This is a genomic window from Bradyrhizobium sp. (assembly GCF_049798375.1).
GTDB lineage: Bacteria > Pseudomonadota > Alphaproteobacteria > Rhizobiales > Xanthobacteraceae > Bradyrhizobium.
In genome coordinates this window covers 1-13,475 of record NZ_JBARGP010000331.1, presented here as the reverse complement: position 1 = coordinate 13,475, position 13,475 = coordinate 1, and the positions used below count along the sequence as shown (strand labels likewise).

Here is a 13,475-nt window from a genome sequence, read left to right as displayed (position 1 = left end):
TTGTACTTCGCCTGCGCCGAGACCGACATCTACGCGCCGCAGGAAATCATCGACAAGGTTACGCAGGCCATGCGCGAGGCCAAGGCCGAGGTCGAGGTCTATCCGGACACCCATCACGGCTTCGCCTTCCCGAAGCGCCCGGTCTATAACCGGGACGCCGCCGAGCGGCATTGGGAGCGCCTGCTCGCGCTCTACCGCCGCAATCTCGCTTAGATCGCAGGCTGCATGCCCTTTCTCTTGATCGACTTTCCCGTCTTCAATCCCATCGCCGTCCAGCTCGGGCCGTTCGCGATCCGCTGGTATGCGCTCGCCTATATCAGCGGCATCGTGCTCGGCTGGCTCTATGCGCGCGCGATCCTGAAGAACGAGCGGCTGTGGGGCGGGCCTGCGCCGATCTCGCTGGCCCAGCTCGACGACTTCATCCTCTGGGTCACGCTCGGCATCATCCTGGGTGGGCGCACCGGCTACGTGCTGTTCTACAACCTGCCCTTCTTTGTCGCCCACCCGGCCGAGATCTTCGAGTTGTGGAACGGCGGCATGTCCTTCCATGGCGGCTTCCTGGGCTGCGTCGTCGCGGTGATCTGGTTCTGCCGCCTCAACAAGCTGCCGATCTTGCCGCTCGGCGACATCACCACAGCGGTCGGCCCGATCGGGCTTTTCCTGGGTCGCATCGCCAATTTCATCAATGGCGAGCTGTGGGGGCGCGCCGCGGATCCGAGCCTCCCCTGGGCGATGATCTTCCCGCGCGATCCATCGCATCTGCCGCGCCATCCGAGCCAGCTTTACGAAGCCGGTCTGGAAGGCATCCTGCTGTTCACCGTGCTGGCGGTGATGGTCCGCTGCGGCGCATTGAAACGGCCGGGCCTGATCCTCGGCAGCTTCATCACGCTCTACGGGCTGGCGCGCATCACCAGCGAGCATTTCCGCGAACCCGATCCGCAACTCGGCTTCCTGTGGGGCGGCCTCACCATGGGCATGCTGCTGTCGGTGCCGATGCTGATTGCAGGCGCGATCCTGATCATCAGGGCTTGGCGCAAGCCTCGCCTCCATGAGGCTGCCCCGTTGGCGCAGGCCGAATTGTGATCGATCTGTCACCGCTGCACACCGAGATCAAGCGGCTGATCCGAGCCTCGGGTCCGATGCCGGTCCGCCGCTATATGGAGCTGTGCCTGTGGCATCCGCAGCACGGCTATTACATCTCGCGCGATCCCCTGGGGCGCGAGGGCGATTTCACCACCGCCCCTGAAGTCAGCCAAATGTTCGGCGAGCTGCTCGGGCTCTGGGCTGCGTCGGTCTGGAAAGCGATTGGCTCGCCGCAGTTGTTCCAGCTGATCGAGCTTGGTCCCGGCCGCGGCACCATGATGTCGGATGCGCTGCGTGCGCTGCGGGTGCTGCCGCCGCTCTATCAGACGCTGTCGGTGCACATGGTCGAGATCAATCCGGTGTTGCGCGAGAAGCAGAAAGCGACGCTGACCGGCCTGCACAACATCACCTGGCACGAGCGCTTCGACGAGGTGCCCGACGGCCCCAGCGTGATCTTTGCCAATGAGTATTTCGACGTGCTGCCGATCCATCAGATGGTACGGCGCGAGACCGGCTGGCACGAACGCGTGATCACGCTCGACGACGAGGACAACTTCGTCTACGGCACAGCCGATGATCCGACGCCGGGCTTCGAGGCGCTGCTGTCGCCGCTGGTCAGGGCCGCACCGCTCGGTGCCATCTTCGAATGGCGGCCCGACACCGAGATGATGAGATTGGCCCGGCGCGTGCGCGACCAGCGTGGCGCCGCGCTGATCATCGATTACGGCCATGTCCGCAGCGATATCGGCGATACTTTCCAGGCGATCGCCCGCCACAGCTTCGCCGACCCGCTGAGGACGCCGGGCCTCGCCGACATCACCGCCCATGTCGATTTCGACGCGCTGTCGCGCGCCGCGGAGGCGGTCGGCGCCCGCGCCCACGGCCCGGTGACGCAGGGCGATTTCCTACAACGGCTCGGCATCGAAACGCGCGCGCTGACTTTGATGCAGAAGGCCTCGCACGAGGTGGCCGAGGACATTGCCGGCGGGCTGAAACGACTGGTCGGCGGCGGTCGCGGCGGCATGGGCGAACTGTTTAAGGTGCTCGGCATCTCCGACCCCGGCATTCCCATGCTGGCGGGCCTCTCCGACGGCAACACCGACCACAGAACGGGAGCGGCATGATGCTGTTGTCATCGGATCTATTGTCCGGCATTCCGGGCCTGCGCCACGCCTTCTTCACCCGCGAGGGCGGGGTTTCCAACGGCATCTATGCCGGCCTCAATGGCGGGCTCGGCTCCAGCGACGCGCCCGCGCACGTCCTGGAAAATCGCCGCCGCATGGCCGAACACATGGGCGTCGCGCCGGACCGCTTCCTCAGCCTGCACCAGACCCATTCGCCCGACGTGGTGACCGCGACCGGCCCCTGGGACGGCGAAGTGCGCCCGAAGGCCGATGCCGTCGTGACACGCACCGAGGGACTCGCGATCGGCATCACGACGGCCGATTGCGGCCCGGTGCTGTTCATCGATCCCGTGCGGCGCGTGATCGGCGCGGCGCATGCCGGCTGGAAGGGTGCGCTGACCGGTGTGTTGGAATCGACGCTTCAAGCGATGGAAGAGCTCGGCGCCGAGCGCGCGCAGATCATCGCCGCGATCGGCCCGATGATCCGGCAGCCGAGCTACGAGGTCGGCGCCGAATTCGTCGAGCGCTTCCTCGATGCCGACGCGGAGCATGCGATGTTCTTCCTGCCTTCGCCGCGCGAACGCCATGCGATGTTCGACCTCGCCGGCTTCATCCGCATGCGGCTGGAGAAGGCCGGCGTGCTCATGATCGACGATCTCGGCGCCGATACGTATGCCGACGAGCGTTTCTTCAGCTATCGCCGCTCGGTTCATCGCAAAGAGCCGGATTACGGCCGTCATGTGCACGCGATCGCGCTGGAAGGCTGAAGCTGGACCGAACTGCGGCGTCATCTTGATTGCTTAACGATTTCTCTACAACTACGTGCATTCTGTCCCGTTCTGTGGCAGCGGCGATCTAGACGTTAATCGATTTTAACGATATCGCTGCCGACGATGACGAAGGCGTCGGTACACCTACAACGGATCGGCCGGACACCGCTGCACGCTTGCGTTGCTGCGGCGTTGATGTTGTCCGCCGCAACGCTCGGCGGCTGTGCCGGCAACAGTGCAGGCCCGAGCAACGCGATGGCGATGGCGCCTGCATCCGATGGTGCCACGATCGCCTTCGATCAGATCGACGGTCCGCCGCCGCAGGTATTCGACCGGATGGTCAACGTGCTCGACAGCGAGTCGAAGCTGCGCAGCCTCGCCATCGTTTCGCGCGAGGGACCCGCGGCCTATCGTGTCCGCAGCTACCTCTCGGCGCAGGTGGTCTCCGGCAAGCCCGTGATCGCCTGGGTCTGGGACGTCTATGACCGCAATCAGGAGCGCACGCTCAGGCTTTCGGGGACCGAGCAGGTCGCCGGCGCTGCATCCCGCGATCCGTGGTCGGGGGCGGATGATCTCGTGCTGCGCAAGATCGCCCAGGCCGGCTTCAGCGGCCTTGCGGGCATGCTCAATGGAACTGTACCTGCCGATGGCGCACCGCAGCCGGCTGCACGGGGGCCTGCGATCGCAACTGCTGCGCCTGCACCGGCTGATACCGGGAACAAGAGCGTCGTCGCGCTCGGCTACACCGACCGTTAGCCACGCCGCCGCAATTGCCGCCCATTTTTGCCAGGGAAAACACGGCACCCGGGTTGCCAGCCATACATTCTCCCTGATATCTGCACGCCCGTGCAACATTGCCGCTCCCACGGGTAACCCGATATGCTGAATGTCGTCTCCAGCAAGGCGCGGGGAGAAATCTCGATGTCGGCCAAAAACGGCTCCATCAAGCTCGTCGCCGGCAACTCCAATCCGGCGCTGGCCAACGCGATTGCCGCCGAACTCGGCCTGCCGCTGACCAAGACCGTGGTCCGCCGCTTCGCCGACATGGAGATCTTCGTCGAGATCCAGGAGAACGTGCGCGGCTCCGACGTCTTCATCCTGCAGTCGACGTCCTATCCGGCGAACGACCATCTAATGGAGCTGTTGATCATCACCGATGCGCTGCGCCGTGCCTCCGCGCGCCGCATCACCGCCGTGGTGCCCTATTTCGGCTATGCGCGGCAGGATCGCAAATCCGCCTCGCGCACCCCGATCTCCGCCAAGCTGGTGGCCAACCTGATCACCCATGCCGGCGCCGACCGTGTCATGACGCTCGACCTGCATGCCCTGCAGATCCAGGGCTTCTTCGATATCCCGGCGGATAATCTCTATGCCTCGCCGGTGATGGTGCGCGACATCCGTGAACGTTTTGAGGGCGAGAAGTTGATGGTGGTGTCGCCCGACGTCGGCGGCGTGGTGCGGGCGCGCGGCCTCGCCAAGCGCATCAACACCCCGCTCGCGATCATCGACAAGCGCCGCGAGCGCGCGGGCGAGTCCGAGGTCATGAACGTGATCGGCGACGTCGCCGGCCACACCTGCATTTTGATCGACGACATCATCGATTCCGGCGGCACTCTGGTGAATGCGGCCGACGCGCTGCTCGCCAACGGCGCCAAGGAGGTCTACGCCTACATCACCCATGGCGTGCTGTCCGGCGGCGCGGTCACCCGCATCGTCTCGTCGCGGCTGAAGGAGCTCGTCATCACCGACTCCATCATGCCGACGGAAGCCGTGCGTAATGCGCCGAACATCCGCTCGCTGCCGATCGCACCCTTGATCGCCGAAGCGATCGGCCGCACCGCAGCCGAGGAATCGGTGTCGAGCCTGTTCGACTGAGCCACTCCGTCGCGACAAGCATGAGCGCGCAGGGTGGGCAAGGCGGAGCGTGCCCACCAACACTTGCACGGACTAAATGGTGGGCTTCCGCCGCCGCCCTTTGGGCTATGGCGGACAAGTCGTCGCTTTGCTCTTCGCAGTGACGGCATTGAGACATGCGTTTCCGTCCTCGCGACAGGAATTGCCCGAGTTATTTGTCCTTAACTCACCCTCTTCAGACAGAGGGTGCAGGGAAGACCGGGCGCTGGCTGGCGCCCGCGGTCCGCGTGCAGCAAAAAAGCACGCGGCAGAACCACAGGCACAGCCGAGAACACCCGGCCTTCCCTGCGCGGCTGGTTTACGGGTTATACGCGATCTCCCCGGGGACCGGCTTTCTTGCCCCCGTCACGCAAAGACGCGTCAATGTCTTTGTGCTTGGCGTCAGCACCGGGACGCCAGGACCACGCGACTTCGCCGTCCGCGCCATCGACAGTCGTCTGCTGCCGACGCGCGTCCACCGCTCCCCGCACTCCACGTATCGTGACGACGCGTACGTCCCTCTTCGACGAGGCGAATGCAGGCTTATAGCATGACTTCCGAAAAAAAGAAATAAAAATTTTAAAGGACGCCTGGCTGAACTAATCGGCTCATCGTCTTGCACAAATCGAGCTTTACGCGCATCGGCGGTCCGGCGAACGGCTGGCCCATGGCCGACATTCCGCCCGGCTGACCGCCATGGCCGCGTTTGACCCTAACCGGACTTGACTTACTTTTTTTTCGAGCCGCGAACCGTCTCTCATTTTCCAAGCCTCTAAGTCTCTAGGGTCGTTGGAACGGCCCTTTCGAGGGCAGGAGGTTGCTATGCTGTACAAGAAGAACGTGGCTGGCCGGGAAAGTTGGGTCCGGCTCTTGGCTGGGGCAATTATGATCGCTTGTGGGCTGCTAGGTCTTAAAGGTATGCCCGTTGGATACCTGATCGCCGCTGTCGGGGTCCTGACCGCGCTTACAGGCGTTTTCGGATACTGTCCGGCATGCGCAGTAGCAGGTCGAAAGCTGCGCGCCGAACCATGAGCACACCTTTTTCATCGCCGAGCACGATGGAAGCGGCAATAGGTGGTGACGCTAACGCCATCCTGACGCTGCTCAAATTGTCGCAGCCCGACATACGCCGGTACGCGCGAAGAACCTGCCGCACGACGAGCGATGTGGAAGATGCGGTTCAGGAAACGTTATGGATCGTGTACCGTCGCATTGGTGGTCTCAAACGTGCCGGAGCCTTTTCCCTCTGGCTCTTTCAGATCGTTCATCGAACCTGCTTGAGATTGGCAAAGCAGCATATAGGCGTTCCCGATGACGTCTCTTCCTTCGAAAATGACCTGCAGCTTTCGAAGAGACCGGAATCAGAGCTTCGCATCGATTTAGCTGCCGCGATCCAGTCGCTGCCGAGCCACTACCGGCAGGTGCTCATTTTGCGGGATGTGGACGAAATGACGATCAGCGAAATAGCGCAATCGCTGGAGCTGACCCGCGAGACTGTGAAGGCTCGCCTGCATCGCGGGCGAGCGCTCATTCGTGAATATATGATGCGCTGAGGAGTGAGAATGTTCGCCAGCAGTTCACTCACCGAGCACCTGATCCGAGGTGTCGTCGGAGTTGGAGCTCTCTCGACGGCGGTGTGGGTCGGGACCGAGGCAGGTTGGCCTGCAGTCGTAGGTTCCGTCACTCTGGGGCTGGTATCGTTGATCGCCTTTCGAGGGTGCCCGGTCTGCTGGTCTATAGGCTTGTGTTCGATGGCACGCCGATTGTGACCTTCCCGTAATCGGGTTCACTTCTGCTTTTAAGCCCTAAGCGGTCATGCTGGGTAAAGGCACAAGCACGAAGTACGCCTCATCAAGAGGATAGTCTCTGACGTAGGCGATTGCCTTGAGAGCACTCGATGGCACATCGCCAGGAACGGGCGGATTTGAAGGTTGGAAGAACCAGTTATCGTAGGTGTGACTGTAGTTCTTGTCCGGCCCGTTGAGAACGTCTCCGCCAAGAACAATGCAATAAGCATCGCGTAGGCAGCTAATTGCAGTGAGAGCCTGTTCCCTCTTCAAGGCCCAGTTAAGATGATGTGGCCCAAGCCAAACCCCAGCCGAAAGAATCGAGTCTACTTTGTCGGAATACACGACTGGCAATGCGGTTCTCCCTGTGGTGCCTTTGAAAGCTAAAGCCGAAACTTCTGAGACTTCAATGACCGCTTTTGGCCCTTTCTGGATCTCCCGATGATTCGCCCGGGATGTCTGCTGTCGGGAATAAACCCGAAGCAGGCGCTGTTGAAACGCACGGCCGTTTATGACCCATTGCAGAAGTTGGATTGCGGTGGAGGCTCGCGCATCGGCTAACGCCGTGATACTAACAAATCATCGATTTGGGCAATGAAAAATGAAAAGATTCGACCTCAACAACGACTTCTCAGCGGACTGCACTATTGCTGAGAAGTCACGGTCCGGAAGGATCTATCGCGTACAGGTCCGTAACGCCGCAGGTGGGAAGATGCTAATCCCGGTTGCACTCTATTTCGCTTGGCGACCCGACTTTATAGAAGCTTACAATCCGCACTGGCGCGTAGACTGCTTTGTGAACCATCATCCGTTGGCACCGAGCAAGCCAATAACACTCGGCCAAGCATTGATAGTCGCTTTGAGACGTGAAGGCCTCTGCGACGATCCTATCTGGCTGTCCTCTCACCGCAGCGACGACGAAACAGGCGAAGCGTTCGGCAACGTCTTTAAAGACGAAGCCTTTGAAGACGAATGATTTGACGAAAACCTAAACGGCTGTGCCTACTTTCGTCTGCGATTGGCCCCAAGGCGAAGTGGGGAGGTGTGGGTTTTACGCGGGTGAAGGATGACAGGCGGACATCAAATACAAGCAGCCTACTTCAGGAAAACGCGCCCTACATCATGATGCAATGAGACGAATCGCATCATGATCTCATCTCTTGATCGAGCATGATCTCCGCGCAACCGCCTTCGGCGGGAAGACCGGTTGCCACTTTACCGGATCGTCCCTAAGCGACCGCGGGTCCGCTCAGCATGCCGTAGACCGAGACACCGCCGCGGCTGAGGTCGGCAACGTTGAGCTCCGTCTTGCTGTCGGTACCGGCCCAGGTCAGGAAGATCCGCTGCTGATGGCGGCAGAGCGCCGGACCGTTCGATGCGGTGTCGTAGAATGTTCGCTTGTAGGTCAGCTGCACGGCATTGGGTGACAGCAGCGCCTCATTGAGCAGATTGTTACCGCGCCCGGTCCAGCTCACCCGGCCAAGGCCGTCCGCATCAAATGCCAAAGCGGGGCGCCAGTCGCTGGTCTCGCCGTAGGTCCGCTTCGTCATGACTGTGCTTCCGGTCTTGTCGAACGTCATCAGATTGAGCTTGCGGTCGGGATCGTCGCCATTCCACAGCAGATAGAATTGGCCGTCATGGAAAGCGACCGATGGTTCGGTCGAGCAGGTCTCCGGCAGGGTTCGGGTCGAGCTCCAATCAGTTCCGTTGCCGGAGAACTTGATGTTCAGCCGGCCGTCCGTTCCGGTCCATGCCAGCATCAGGCGATCGTCGCCCCACACCAGCGCGGGGCCGACATGGCTCCTCTCATCGAGGATCTTCTTCGGCTTCCAGCTGGCGTAGTCGTTCGGCTCGGACGCCATCACGTTGATGCGGGTGTCGGTTCCGGTCCATGCGATGAACAGGGTGCCTGCGGGACCCTCGGTCAGCGCCAGCGAATGATCGGTGGTGTCGCCGGAACGCCATGCCGTGTTGGCGCCCCATGAGAAGCCATCGTGGCTGCGCATCACATTGAGATGCTTGCCGGTGCCGCTCCAGGCAACGAGCAGATCCTGCGCCCGGCTGACCAGCACCGGCGTGCCCACCACCGAATGGGGCAGCGTGACCTTGCGCTCGATGCCGCCCATCGAGGCGACATAGACCTGACCTTTGGCGACGGCAGGCGGCGCGAATTTTGCGAGATTGCCGTAATCGTCGCGGCCGACATGCTGCTTGCTCGAATATCTCTGCTGCAGCGAGGTGGCGTCGAAGGCGCGCAACACGCCCGATCCGATTCTCTGGTTGAGGTTCTCGTTCCAGGCATGGCATGCCCAGATGATGCCATTATACGAGCCGTTGGCCGAGACGGTCATGAAGCCGCCCGGCATGCCGCTGGTGCCGCCAGGAAAGCCGGTCGGATCGGTCACCGTGGTCTGCGCGACCGGCGTGTTGGTCAGACGAACGCTCTGACCTTCCGGCACCAGACCGAACGCCTTCATCTGATCGTTCTCCGGCCAGACATAGACGCGCTTCTCCGCCGGGCCGCGCGTGTTCGTGCCTTCCCAGTACACCGGCGTGCCGTGGATATGATGGTTGCCGTCAGTCTGGCTTGCCGCAACCTTCTGCAGCACCCTGTCGCCTGACTTGTTGAAGCCGCCGAGGTCGTTCATGTCCATCAGATAGAGCCAGCTCTGCTTGCCGCCGCCCGTGACCAGGTTCTGGTTCGGGATCGCCATCAGGCCACCGCTGCCGAGATCGAGATCGGCCTGGTCCAGCCGTGCATTGTCAAAGGGCGAGAAGAAGCTCTGCACCTTGAGGTTCTCATCGAGCTTGATCGCGCAGTCGCCATAATTGCCTCTGGACGGGTCGAAGCCACCATTACCAGTGAGAACGTAGATGTTGCCGCCGTCATCCGCGCAGAGGCCTTCGCCGGCCTGCCAGATCCCGGCCATGCCCTCGCTCCCATTCGGCACAGTGCAGAACACATCCGCTGCGGCCAGCGTGTCAGCATGATAGCTGAGAACCCAGCCGTGATAGGGCGTCTTATCGCCGTAGCTGGCGAACGCCATGTAGATCTTGTTCCTGGACAGCAGCAGCGAGGCCCGCTGCAGCTGCCTGTTGCTGGCGAAGGTCGCGTTGCCGGATCTTGCCGAGATCTGCACCTTCTTCAGCTCCGCGCCGGTCGCAAGATCGAGCTGATGGAGATGATGGCTCATAACACCGCCGGAGTCGCTGGTCGAGACGGCCCAGATCATCCCGCGATCGGTATCGATCACCGGCGTCGAGACGATGCCGACCTCCCACTCCATGTCCTTGTAGCCGCCGGGGCCGATCTGAGGATGCGGCAGCACAACGGATGGGCCGAGATGCCGCGCCCACATCCTGGCGCGCGTGCGGCTGTCGAATCCATAGACCATGTTGTGCATGGTCGCGACGACCACGATGTCATGGCGCGTGCGACCCACCTCGACGTCCGTCGCCGCCAACGGCTGCGCGTAGCACGCGCCGAGCACGGGCAAGGTCGCGACGCGGCCGAAGCGGTCCCTGCCGATGGTGTCAGGGGTCAATTGCGTCTCGAACAGGTAAGCGCCAGTGCGGCGATTGTCATTGTGCCTGGTAATGATCATCGAAAATTCCTCGCTGCTAAATCGACCGCCTGGGGATTCGGGCGTGCGCCGGAGACTCGATCATCTATTTTCAGTTGAATGAACTGCTCAATACGCCCGCAAGGTAGGACGAGACGGGCTCGGAACGCGTGAAATGGATCACAAATTTCGGCTGATTTGAGCGATTCGGGGCGCTGCACGATCAGCCTGATCCGAACGCCGAAGTCAGGATGCCGGCCGAGGCCATCATGCGCGTCAGCGAGCTCGTCTCCGACAGCTGTGGCCCGCGCGTCTTTGCGCTGTTGCGGTCGCTGCGGAACTGGCTAGACTTCCTCTCCAACAAAAAACATTCCGGGAGGGACCTCCATGACCGCGATCACCCGCCGCACCCTGCTCGCAGGCTCGGCAGCCGCCGGCGCCTATGCGCTCGCTGGCAGCCCGTCACGCGCCGAACCGCAGTGGAAGAAGTATGCCGGTACCAAGCTCGAGGTGATCCTCGCCAAGGGTCCGCGCGGCGACAATCTGCAGAAATACATCAAGGAATTTACCGCTCTGACCGGCATCGAGGTCGAGTCCGAGCAGATCCCCGAGCAGCAGCAGCGCCAGAAGGTCGTGATCGAGCTGTCCTCCGGCAAGCCGAGCTTCGACGTCGTGCATCTGAGCTACCACGTGCAGAAGCGCCAGTTCGAAAAGGCCGGCTGGCTCGCCGACCTCACCGACTACATGAAGGACCCGAACCTCACGGCGCCTGATCTCACCGAAAGCGATTTCTCCGCCGCCGGGCTGACTTACGCCAAGAACGACAAAGGGCGGATGCTGTCGCTGCCGTGGTCGGTCGACTACTTCATCCTCTACTACAACAAGGAGCTGTTCGCGAAGAAGGGCATCGCGGTGCCCAAGACGCTGGACGAGATGGCTGACGCCGCCGAGAAACTGACCGATCCCAAGACCGGGACCTACGGCTTCGTCGGCCGCGGCCTGCGCAACGCCAACGTGGCGCTGTGGAGCAACTTCTATCTCGACTATGGCGGCGAATTCCTCGACGGCAAGGGCAACATCCTGAGCGACGGGCCGGAAGCGATCGAGGCCACCAAACTATATCAGCGCCTGCTCACCAAATCCGCTCCTCCAGGCGTCGCCGGCTTCAACTGGATGGAGTCGATGGCCTCGTTCACGCAAGGCAGATCGGCGATGTGGATCGACGGCATCGGCTGGGCGCCGCCGCTGGAGGACCCCAGCGCGTCGCGGATCGTCGGCAAGGTCGGCTACACCGTGGTGCCGGCGGGGCCGAAGGGTCAGTTTTCCTCGACCTATGGCGACGGCATCGGCATTGCCGCCGCAAGCAAGAACAAGGAAGCCGCCTACCTGCTGTGCCAGTGGGTGGTCTCCAAGACGCAAGGCGCGCGCCTGCTGCAGGCCGGCGGCGGCGTGCCGTTCCGCAACTCCATCCTCGGCGACCCCGGGGTGCAGAGCGGCGTCAAAATGCCGAAGGAGTGGCTGCAGGCCGCCATCGACTCCGCCAAGATCTCTAAGCTAGGACTACCGGTGGTGGTGCCGGTCGCCGAATATCGCGACATCATCGGCTCGGCGCTGACCGCAACGCTGTCCGGCGGCGATCCCGCGGCTGAGTTGAAACGGGCGCATGAGCAGTATCGCCCGATCCTGGAGCGCAGCGAGAAAGCGTGAGCACGATCATCGAACAGACTGCCGGCGCGACGCAAAACGCGGCCGCGCCGGAGCAGCCATGGCGACCGCCATCCTATTGGCCGTTCGTGCTGCCGGCGCTGATCGTGGTGCTGGCCGTCATCATCTTCCCCTGGGTGTTCACGATCTGGATGAGCTTCCACGAATGGAAGGTCGGCTCGCCCACCACCTTCATCGGGTTCGCCAACTTCCTGAGATTGCCGGCCGATCCGCGCTTCGTCGAGGCCGTCGGACATACGCTGTCCTATTCCGCGCTGTCGGTGGTGCTGCCTCTGGTGCTCGGCACCTTCGCAGCCGTGATCTTCCATAACAAGTTTCCGGGGCGAGGCATCCTGCGCGCGCTGTTCATCATGCCGATGATGGCGACGCCGGTGGCGATCGCGCTGGTCTGGACCATGATGTTCCACCCGCAGCTCGGCGTGCTCAACTACCTGCTGTCGCTGGTCGGCCTGCCGCCGCAGCTCTGGGTCTTCCATCCCGCCACGGTGATCCCGTCGCTGGTGCTGGTCGAAACCTGGCAATGGACGCCGCTGGTGATGCTGATCGTGCTGGGCGGCATCGCCGCGCTGCCGACCGAACCTTATGAGAGCGCGCAGATCGACGGCGCCACCACCTGGCAGATGTTCCGCTACATCACCCTGCCCCTGATCATGCCGTTCCTGTTCATTGCGGCGATGATCCGCTGCATCGACGCCGTAAAGAGCTTCGACATCATCTTCGCGATCACGCAAGGCGGCCCCGGCACGGCGTCGGAAACCATCAACATCTACCTCTACAGTGTGGCCTTCGTTTATTACGACCTCGGCTACGCCTCGGCGATCGCGCTGGTGTTCTTCGCGCTGATCGTGGCGCTCACCGCCGTGCTCCTGATCCTGCGCAAGCGCGCGCAATGGACGGGGGTCGACGCATGAACGTGCGCACGATCCTCGGCCGGATCGGCTTGGCCTTCGGCGTGTTCCTCATCGTCTCGCCGGCGATCCTGTTCTTCCTCTGGATGCTGTCGCTGTCGATCAAGTTCGAAGTCGACAATGCCACCTATCCGCCTGTGTTCATTCCCGAACACTTCGCCTGGAAGAACTATGCGGACGTGTTCGCGTCCAACCGCTTCTTCACCTACTTCGCCAACAGCGTGCTGGTCACCGGCGGCGCGACCTTGCTGGCCATGCTGGTCGGCGTGCCCGCCGGTTATGGCATCGCCCGGATGGCGGCGCACAAGTCCGCGATCGTGATCCTGATAGCGCGCATCACCCCGGGCCTGTCGTATCTGATCCCGCTGTTCCTGCTTTTCCAGTGGCTCGGCCTGCTCGGCACTCTGTGGCCTCAAATCATAATCCATCTCGTCGTCACGGTGCCGATCGTGATCTGGATCATGATCGGCTATTTCGAGACCACGCCGATCGAGCTCGAGGAAGCCGCCACCATCGACGGCGCGACCCGCTGGCAGGTGTTCCGCCACGTCGCGCTGCCGGTGGCCAAGCCAGGCCTCGCGGTCGCCTTCATTCTGGCGGTGATCTTTTCCTGGAATAATTT

General features: G+C 62.3%; 13 protein-coding genes. 12 read left to right on the top strand and 1 reads right to left on the bottom strand.

Features of this window, described 5'->3' with window-relative positions; genetic code table 11:
- The 9 genes from WA702_RS14150 to WA702_RS14110 form a co-directional block, all read left to right on the top strand.
- A partial coding sequence (locus tag WA702_RS14150; RefSeq protein WP_425111158.1) for a dienelactone hydrolase family protein occupies nt 1-213 on the top strand: 213 nt, incomplete at its 5' end.
- Nucleotides 214-225: 12 nt separating this feature from the next.
- Nucleotides 226-1,083, top strand: a complete 858-nt coding sequence (gene lgt / locus WA702_RS14145) for a prolipoprotein diacylglyceryl transferase (protein WP_425111157.1) — start codon at nt 226-228, stop codon at nt 1,081-1,083.
- Nucleotides 1,080-2,207 carry a class I SAM-dependent methyltransferase gene (locus WA702_RS14140; RefSeq protein ID WP_425111155.1) on the top strand — a complete coding sequence of 376 codons (1,128 nt, stop codon included), beginning with the start codon at nt 1,080-1,082 and terminating at the stop codon, nt 2,205-2,207. The genes lgt and WA702_RS14140 overlap by 4 nt, the downstream gene beginning before the upstream one ends.
- Complete coding sequence (gene pgeF / locus WA702_RS14135; RefSeq protein ID WP_425111154.1) at nt 2,207-2,974, top strand: peptidoglycan editing factor PgeF; 768 nt, start codon at nt 2,207-2,209, stop codon at nt 2,972-2,974. Before WA702_RS14140 ends, pgeF begins: the two co-directional genes overlap by 1 nt.
- Before the next feature lie 126 nt (nt 2,975-3,100).
- A complete protein-coding gene (locus WA702_RS14130; protein ID WP_425111153.1) occupies nt 3,101-3,733 on the top strand; it encodes a hypothetical protein in 633 nt (210 codons plus the stop codon).
- 165 nt (nt 3,734-3,898) lie between these two features.
- Entirely contained in the window at nt 3,899-4,852 is a 954-nt protein-coding gene (locus WA702_RS14125; RefSeq protein WP_425111152.1) for a ribose-phosphate pyrophosphokinase, read from the top strand.
- Between the two features lie 840 nt (nt 4,853-5,692).
- On the top strand, nt 5,693-5,902 hold the full coding sequence (locus WA702_RS14120; RefSeq protein WP_425111150.1) for a YgaP family membrane protein: 210 nt from the start codon (nt 5,693-5,695) through the stop codon (nt 5,900-5,902).
- On the top strand, nt 5,899-6,423 hold the full coding sequence (locus WA702_RS14115) for an RNA polymerase sigma factor (protein WP_425111149.1): 525 nt from the start codon (nt 5,899-5,901) through the stop codon (nt 6,421-6,423). The genes WA702_RS14120 and WA702_RS14115 overlap by 4 nt, the downstream gene beginning before the upstream one ends.
- An 835-nt stretch (nt 6,424-7,258) precedes the next feature.
- Nucleotides 7,259-7,633 carry a hypothetical protein gene (locus WA702_RS14110; RefSeq protein ID WP_425111148.1) on the top strand — a complete coding sequence of 125 codons (375 nt, stop codon included), beginning with the start codon at nt 7,259-7,261 and terminating at the stop codon, nt 7,631-7,633.
- A 253-nt stretch (nt 7,634-7,886) separates the two neighbouring features.
- Here WA702_RS14110 and WA702_RS14105 read toward each other — a convergent pair whose 3' ends face one another.
- Entirely contained in the window at nt 7,887-10,262 is a 2,376-nt protein-coding gene (locus WA702_RS14105) for a hypothetical protein (protein ID WP_425111147.1), read from the bottom strand.
- Between the two features lie 345 nt (nt 10,263-10,607).
- On the opposite strand from WA702_RS14105, the gene WA702_RS14100 reads away from it, so the two are divergent.
- The 3 genes from WA702_RS14100 to WA702_RS14090 form a co-directional block, all read left to right on the top strand.
- Nucleotides 10,608-11,927: an ABC transporter substrate-binding protein gene (locus WA702_RS14100; RefSeq protein WP_425111146.1), complete on the top strand. Its 1,320-nt coding sequence runs from the start codon at nt 10,608-10,610 to the stop codon at nt 11,925-11,927.
- A complete protein-coding gene (locus tag WA702_RS14095) occupies nt 11,924-12,856 on the top strand; it encodes a carbohydrate ABC transporter permease (protein WP_425111145.1) in 933 nt (310 codons plus the stop codon). The genes WA702_RS14100 and WA702_RS14095 overlap by 4 nt, the downstream gene beginning before the upstream one ends.
- A partial coding sequence (locus WA702_RS14090; protein WP_425111144.1) for a carbohydrate ABC transporter permease occupies nt 12,853-13,475 on the top strand: 623 nt, incomplete at its 3' end. The genes WA702_RS14095 and WA702_RS14090, both read left to right, overlap by 4 nt.